The organism is Corallococcus llansteffanensis, from assembly GCF_003612055.1.
Classification (GTDB): domain Bacteria; phylum Myxococcota; class Myxococcia; order Myxococcales; family Myxococcaceae; genus Corallococcus; species Corallococcus llansteffanensis.
The window spans coordinates 1-6,538 of record NZ_RAWB01000559.1 but is presented as its reverse complement, the minus strand read 5'-3'; the positions used below and the strand labels follow the sequence as shown (position 1 = coordinate 6,538).

The following is a 6,538-nucleotide window of genomic DNA, read 5'->3' as shown; positions in this document are numbered from 1 at the left end:
GGGTGGTGGCGGACGGGACGGCGGACGCGCTGCGCGAGCGCACCGGCAAGGACAGCCTGGAGGAAGCCTTCGTGAGCGTGATTGGCAGCGAGCAGGGGTTGCGCGAATGAGGCGGCTCGTCGGGACGGTGCTGCGCAAGGAGGTGCGGGACCACCTGCGCGACCGGCGCACGCTGGGCTCCGCGGTGATGTGGCCGCTCTTGGGCCCGCTCGTCTTCCTGGTGATGTTCAACGTCATGGCCTCCTGGTACCGGCAGGACCGGCCGCTGGAGATGCCCGTGGTGGGCCGCGAGCACGCGCCCAGCCTGATTGCCTTCCTGGAGCGCTACGGCGCGAAGCTGTCGGAGGCGCCCAAGGACTACGAGGCGCTCGTGCAGGCCGGCAAGCTGGACGTGGTGCTGGTGGTGCCGGACGACTACGCGGAGGACTTCGCCTCCGGGCGCACCGCCGCGGTGCGGCTGGTGGTGGACAGCTCGCGCAACAAGGCGCGCCAGTCGGTGCAGCGCGCGCAGCGGATGCTGGGGGTGTACTCCCAGCAGATGGGCAGTCAGCGCCTGTTCGCGCGCGGCGTGGCGCCGGAGCTGGCGCTGCCCGTGCGCGTGGATGAGCTGGATTTGTCCACCCCGGAGCGCACCGCGGCCACGGTGCTCACCACCATCCCCCTGTTCCTGGTGATGGCGGCGTTCGCGGGCGGCATGCAGCTGGCCAGCGACACGATGGCGGGCGAGCGCGAGCGCGGCTCGCTGGAGCCCCTGCTGCTCAACCCCGCCCCGCGCGGCGCGGTGGTGGCGGGCAAGTGGCTGGCCACGTGCGCCATGGCGGGCGCGGGCGTGCTGCTGTGTCTGCTGGGATACTTCCTGGCGGTGAAGCGCGTGCCGCTGGAGGACCTGGGCGTGCGCGCCCGCTTCGACCTGCAGGCCGCGCTGAGCATGCTGGCGGCGGTGCTGCCGCTGGTGCTCGCCGCGTCCGCGGTGCAGATGTGGGTGTCCACGTATGCGCGCTCGTACAAGGAGGCGCAGACGTACCTGTCGCTCCTGATGGTGCTGCCCACGCTGCCGGGGATGATGCTGGCCCTGTCGCCCATCCAGACGCAGACGTGGATGTTCGCGGTGCCGGTGCTGGGGCAGGAGATGCTCGCGGCCGAGGTGATGCGCGGCGAGACGCTGGGCCCCGTGCCCTTCGTCCTCGCGCTCCTGTCGTGCCTGGTGGTGGCGGCGGTGGCCCTGCGCTTCACCACGCGACTGTTGTCCGAGGAGCGCATCATCTTCGGCCGGAGCTAGCGAGCAGGCGTGAAACGTCCGGTGGGTGTCGCCGGGCGCCGGTTGTCTCGCGCGGGGGCGCGATGTCCGCGTGACAGGGACGGCGAAGTGCCGTCCAATGCCGTGAGATGACTCCTGAGAGAGAAGCCCTCCTGCCCTTCGCGCCGGCCTCGGTGGCCTCGTCGGAGGGAGAGCCGCGGTTCGGTACGTACCAGGGTGAATTGCCCGAAGTGGACCTGCCCAAGCTGTTGGGGAAGTGGGCCCCGGGGCGCACCACGCGGCTGCTCAAGCGCAAGCGCTGGCACTACACCTTCGTCGCCACGCAGGAGGTGGCGGCCCTCTTCGCGGTGGTGGACCTGGGCTACACGGCCAACGCCTTCGCGGTCGCGGTGGACCTCCAGGAGAAGAAGCCCCTGTGCGACGTGAGCTTCCTGGGCGTGCCCGGGCCGCTCGCGGAGGTGAGCGACAAGCCGGGCGCGGGGCTGGTGGCCGCGTTCCGCACGCTGGGCGGCCGCATGTCCGTCAAGCGCGGCGAGGCCGACGAGCGCTACCAGGTGGAGGTGGACGTCAGCCGCATGCGCACGCAGTCGCTCCAGACCTTCCAGTGGAAGGGCGAGCTGCTGGTGGCGGGCGGCCCGCCGGCCCTCACCGTCATCGCGCCGGTGGCGGGCGACGGGCTGGTCAACGTCACCCAGAAGCGCAGCGGCCTGCTGGCCTTCGGCAGCCTGGAGGCGGGCGGCAAGCGCTTCCGGTTGGACGGCGGCGTGGGCGGCATGGACTACACGCAGGGCTACCTGGCGCGGCACACCGCCTGGCGCTGGGCCTTCGCGGCCGGGCGGCTCTCGGACGGCACGCCCGTGGGCCTCAACCTGGTGGAGGGCTTCAACGAGGGCGACGCCCAGGCCAACGAGAACGCCCTCTGGGTGGGGGACCGGCTCTACCCGGTGGGCCGCGCGCGCTTCGAATACAACGCGAAGGAGCTGCTGGACCCCTGGCGCATGACGACGGACGACGGCGCGGTGGACCTGCGCTTCAGGCCCATCTACGTGCACCGCGAGGAGCGCAACCTGCGCCTCGTGGTGAGCCACTTCGCCCAGCCCGTCGGCTTCTTCGAGGGCACCCTGCGCGTGGCCGGCCGCGAGCTGGCGGTGTCCAACCTCCCGGGCGTCACCGAGGACCAGGACATGCTCTGGTAGCGGTGCTGGGTTTACTCCGACCCAGTGCTTTGCCAGTGTGAGCGCCCTTCACCGGGAGAGCACTGCATGTCAGTCCGAGGACTGGTGGTCACGCTGGGATGGGTCGCCGTGGCGGGCGGGAGCGGGTGTGGTTCCGACTCCGATGGTGGAGGTTCGCAGTGGCAGGTGGGCACGGGGCTGAAGCTGGACGGCGAGGCGGTGAGCGTCGTCTACGGCAACGGCCCGGGCACGGCGGTGGAGGGGAATGACCCGCGGCTGACGGCCGCGAGCACCGCCATCCAGAACGGGGAGACGCCGCAGGCCGCGTCGTTCGCGGTGACGGGCACGGGCCAGGTGCAGGGCCGGCTGACGGCGAACAAGGAGGTGTTCCTCGACGCCACCACGAACGCGACGCCGGCCACGCCGCTCTTGCTCGTGCGCAACACGGCGAGTGGCGACACGCAGCCCTCGTGGGACCAGTTCCGTCTCTTCACGCTGGACTCCGCGGGCGGGCTGCTGGTGCGCGGCGAATTGGGCTTCGGCACCCTCCCCATGACGGGCAAGGGCCTGCGGCTGATGTGGCACCCGAACAAGGCGGCCTTCCGCGTGGGCAACGCCGAGACGCAGTGGGATGAGGCGAACATCGGCTTCTACTCCTTCGCGGGTGGCAACCTGACGCTGGCGAGCGCGCTCGCCAGCTTCGCGTACGGCGACCAGTGCGAGGCGGCCGGCTCGGCCGCGGCATGTCTGGGTGTCAGCAACAAGGCCAGTGGGACGGCGGCGTTCGTCACGGGCGCTTCGAGCACCGCGAGTGGCTTTGCCTCCACGGCGATGGGCTTCACCAACACGGCCAGCGGCCAGGGCGCGGTGGCGATGGGCTATCGCAACGTGGCGGACGCGGACTACTCCACGGCGCTGGGGCAGCGGGCGGGGTCCGGCGGCTTCCCGGGTTCGTTCATCTGGGCCGACAGGGCCGTCACCAGCGCGGTGACGAACACCGCGTCCAACCAGTTCATGGTGCGCGCGTCGGGCGGGGTGCGGCTGCGCACGCAGAGCGACCTGGGCACGGGGTGTGACCTGCCGGCGGGCTCCGGCACCTGGTCCTGCACGTCGGACCGCGCCACCAAGGAGGACTTCCGCCGCGTGGACGGGGAGGAGGTCCTGGCGAAGGTGGCCGCGATGCCGGTGGAGAGCTGGCGCTACAAGGCGGAGGCGGACGGCGTGCGGCACGTGGGCCCGGTGGCGCAGGACTTCCGCGCGGCCTTCGGCCTGGGCACGGATGACAAGAGCATTGGCCTGCTGGACATCGACGGTGTGAACATGGTGGCCATCCAGGCGCTGGCGCGTCGCACGCAGGAGCTGAACGCGAAGAGCGCGGAGGTGGACACGCTCAAGGCGCAGATGGCTGAAATGCAGCGCAGCCTGGCCCGGCTGGAAGCGGCCGTGCATGCGCGGGACGCGAAGCGCTGACGTCCCGGGTTCGTGGAAGCAGGGGGGCGCGCCGCGAGGCTTCACGTCCCCCTTCGTCGCCGAGGAGGGTATCGCGTCATGTCCTGTCCGCACTGTGGTCAGCCGCTCCCTGAAGACCTGTCGTCGCGGACGTGTCCCCACTGCGGCCGGAGCGTGACGCGGGCCGGGGACGCGCCGGAGTCGCCGGTGATGGACGACGTGGCGGACAAGGCGCAGCGGGCCGCGGACACCGCGGGCCGCGCGGTGCAGGACGTGCTGGATGACCCGAGGCTGCGCGAGCGACTGCCCGGGGGCTCGCTGCCGCTGCTGGGCGCGGGGCTGGTGACGGCCGCGGTGCTGGTGCCGGTGCTGCCCTTCGTGGGGGGGGGCCTGGAGCTGCCGTGGGCGGTGCTGATGCTGGTGGGGAGCCTGATGCTGGGCGCGCGCGAGCTGGGCGCCGCGGGCCACCCGCCGCCCGCCGTCCTGGCGCCGGTGGTGCAGTGGGCGTCGCACCCGGCGTTCCTGCCGATGTTCACGGCGCTCACCGTGACGGAGGCGTTCCTGTCGCTGGGCCTGGGCGTGGCGCCGCTCCTCTGGGTGCTGGCGGCGCTGGTGGTGGGCTCGGTGCAGTGGCGGGCGTTCCGGGCGTCGCCCGCGGCGCAGGACGCGCTGCCCCGGCGGCCGGGAGAGGTGCGGCTGAAGCGGTGGGTGTTCGCGGGCGTGGCCGCGTGCGCGGTGGGGATGCTGCTGCCGTGGTCCTCGCGGCTGGGCGCGCCGGTGGGCGGCCTGTTCCTCCAGCGCGAGCGCACCATCACGGTGGACAGCAACTTCGGCCGGGAGATTGAAGACACGCACACCTGGCAGCGGGATCCGTTCCTGGGCGGTGCGTCGCGGTATGCCGTGTCCGGCCAGTCGCGGCTGGGGGCGACCGGCGTGGTGCTGTCGCTGCTCGCGCTGGGGGTGCTGGCGTCGGTGCGGCGCGCGCGTCAGGCATTGCCGCCGGGGGTGGCGCCGGTGCTCGCGGGGCTCGTCACCGTCTGGGCGCTGACGGGCCTGTCGGCGCGGCTGGGGCCCTGGCTGTTCCTGCTGGGCATCCTCGCGGTGGACGTAGCGGTGTCGCGCGAGTGGCTGGGGCACCGGGGCGTGCCAGGTCCCCCGGAGCCGCCTCCAGAGCCTCCTCCGGAGCCTCCGCGGGGACCGCCGACCTCAGCGTGACGGGGTGGCGCGGGCCTCGACGATGGCGCGGAAGGAGCGGCTGTGGAGCTCCTCCAGCGTGAGGCCGGTGGCCCGGACCTCCTCTTGGGTGAGCGCGCCGCAGGCGAGCCCGCGCAGGAAGAAGTTGAGCAGGCCCTGGCCGGTGGCGGCGTCGTCGAACACGTTCCCCAGCAGCGTGGCCTGGGCGGCCTTGTCCACGAAGGCCTTGAGGCGCTGGGAGGCGGGCTCCAGGCCCTCCAGGAAGAAGGCATACACGGCGGCGTAGCGCACGGGGAGCTGGGCGGGGTGCAGGTCCCAGCCCTGGTAGTACGCGCGCTCCAGTGAATGGCGCGTGTGCCGGTACGCCACCTGCCACGCGCGGTGCACGGCGTCGGTGTTCTCGCGCTGCTGGGTGGGGAGCAGCGGCGTGTCGCCCTGCTTGCGGTGGGGGCCCACGGGCATGACGTTGGTGGCGCCGTCGGACAGGCGCACGCCGGTGCCCGCGAGCAGCACCTGCACGGTGTCGCGCAGGTGGTCGCAGGCGGGGTGGAGCATGCTCTGCACGTGGGCGCTGACGTTGAGGGCGGCGGTGTAGTCGTAGACGCCCAGGTGCACGTGGGAGCAGCGGCCCTCGCCGGCCTCCACGAGGGAGAGCAGGTGGGGCCGGCCGCGCGCGTCGAAGAGGGCCTGGGGCGTCTCCACCATCAGCTCCAGCGTCAGCGCGCCGGAGGGCAGGCCGTGGGCGGACTCCAATTCCGACAGCAGGTGGGCCAGGGCGGTCACCTGTTCGGGCACGGTGACCTTGGGCAGGGTGACGACGAAGGACGGCGGGAGCCTGCCGCCGGTGTGCTCCAGCAGGGAGGTGACGAAGAGGTCCAGGGTGCGCGAGGCGCGGGCGTACAGCTCCTCGGTGAAGGACTTCACGCGGATGCCGATGAACGGGGGCAGCGAGCCTTGCGCGAGGCCGCGGGCGACCTCGGCGGCGGCGGAGACGGCGTGGGCGTCCTCTTCGGCGTCGGGGCGGTGGCCGTAGCCGTCCTCGAAGTCGATGCGGAAGTCCTCCACGGGCTCGCGCTCCAGCTTCTCCACGACGCGGGCATGGACGCGCTGGGCGAAGCCGCCGCGCTGGGGCAGGCCCAGGCCGTGGGCCAGCGCCGTGCTGTCGGGGGCGTACTCGCGCAGCGCCGCGAGGGCCAGGTCCCCCATCTTCCGCGCCGTGGTGGCGCGGAAGAGGTGGGCGCCGCCGTACACGCTGTGCACGGGCTGGCGGGAGGCGGACTCGCCCGGGTACACGCGGGCGAACGCCGCGTTGGCGCGTCGCAGGGCTTCGCGGGAGGCGGCGGAGCGTTCGGGCGTGAGCGTGGTCTTCATGGGACTCCAGGGCCTCCATCGGAGGCAAGGCGAGGTTCCAGCGGCAGGGGATGGGAGCCGCCGTCGAGGGACGGGGACAGGAAGCGGGGAG

5 protein-coding genes are annotated in these 6,538 nt (G+C 72.7%); 4 read left to right on the top strand and 1 reads right to left on the bottom strand.

The window, feature by feature from the left end; genetic code table 11:
- Positions 1-106: 106 nt before the first annotated feature.
- The 4 genes from D7V93_RS34995 (at position 107) to D7V93_RS34980 (ending at position 5,097) form a co-directional block, all read left to right on the top strand.
- Positions 107-1,279 carry an ABC transporter permease gene (locus D7V93_RS34995; RefSeq protein WP_120647504.1) on the top strand — a complete coding sequence of 391 codons (1,173 nt, stop codon included), beginning with the start codon at positions 107-109 and terminating at the stop codon, positions 1,277-1,279.
- A 107-nt stretch (positions 1,280-1,386) separates the two neighbouring features.
- Positions 1,387-2,454, top strand: a complete 1,068-nt coding sequence (locus tag D7V93_RS34990) for a DUF2804 domain-containing protein (RefSeq protein WP_120647503.1) — start codon at positions 1,387-1,389, stop codon at positions 2,452-2,454.
- A gap of 66 nt (positions 2,455-2,520) precedes the next feature.
- The gene (locus D7V93_RS34985; protein ID WP_120647502.1) at positions 2,521-3,903 is read left to right on the top strand and encodes a tail fiber domain-containing protein; all 1,383 of its coding nucleotides are present in this window, start codon (positions 2,521-2,523) and stop codon (positions 3,901-3,903) included.
- A 78-nt stretch (positions 3,904-3,981) separates the two neighbouring features.
- Positions 3,982-5,097: a zinc ribbon domain-containing protein gene (locus D7V93_RS34980; protein ID WP_120647501.1), complete on the top strand. Its 1,116-nt coding sequence runs from the start codon at positions 3,982-3,984 to the stop codon at positions 5,095-5,097.
- Here D7V93_RS34980 and D7V93_RS34975 read toward each other — a convergent pair.
- A complete protein-coding gene (locus tag D7V93_RS34975) occupies positions 5,089-6,447 on the bottom strand; it encodes a DUF6986 family protein (protein ID WP_120647500.1) in 1,359 nt (452 codons plus the stop codon). The genes D7V93_RS34980 and D7V93_RS34975 overlap by 9 nt on opposite strands.
- Between the last annotated feature and the right edge of the window lie 91 nt (positions 6,448-6,538).

What these genes read in the sequence shown, in the direction of transcription:
- D7V93_RS34985 (WP_120647502.1), top strand. Translation starts at nt 2,521, where the DNA reads ATGTCAGTCCGAGGACTGGTGGTCACGCTGGGATGGGTCGCCGTGGCG.
- D7V93_RS34990 (WP_120647503.1), top strand. Translation starts at nt 1,387, where the DNA reads ATGACTCCTGAGAGAGAAGCCCTCCTGCCCTTCGCGCCGGCCTCGGTG.
- D7V93_RS34975 (WP_120647500.1), bottom strand. Translation starts at nt 6,447, where the DNA reads ATGAAGACCACGCTCACGCCCGAACGCTCCGCCGCCTCCCGCGAAGCC.
- D7V93_RS34980 (WP_120647501.1), top strand. Translation starts at nt 3,982, where the DNA reads ATGTCCTGTCCGCACTGTGGTCAGCCGCTCCCTGAAGACCTGTCGTCG.
- D7V93_RS34995 (WP_120647504.1), top strand. Translation starts at nt 107, where the DNA reads ATGAGGCGGCTCGTCGGGACGGTGCTGCGCAAGGAGGTGCGGGACCAC.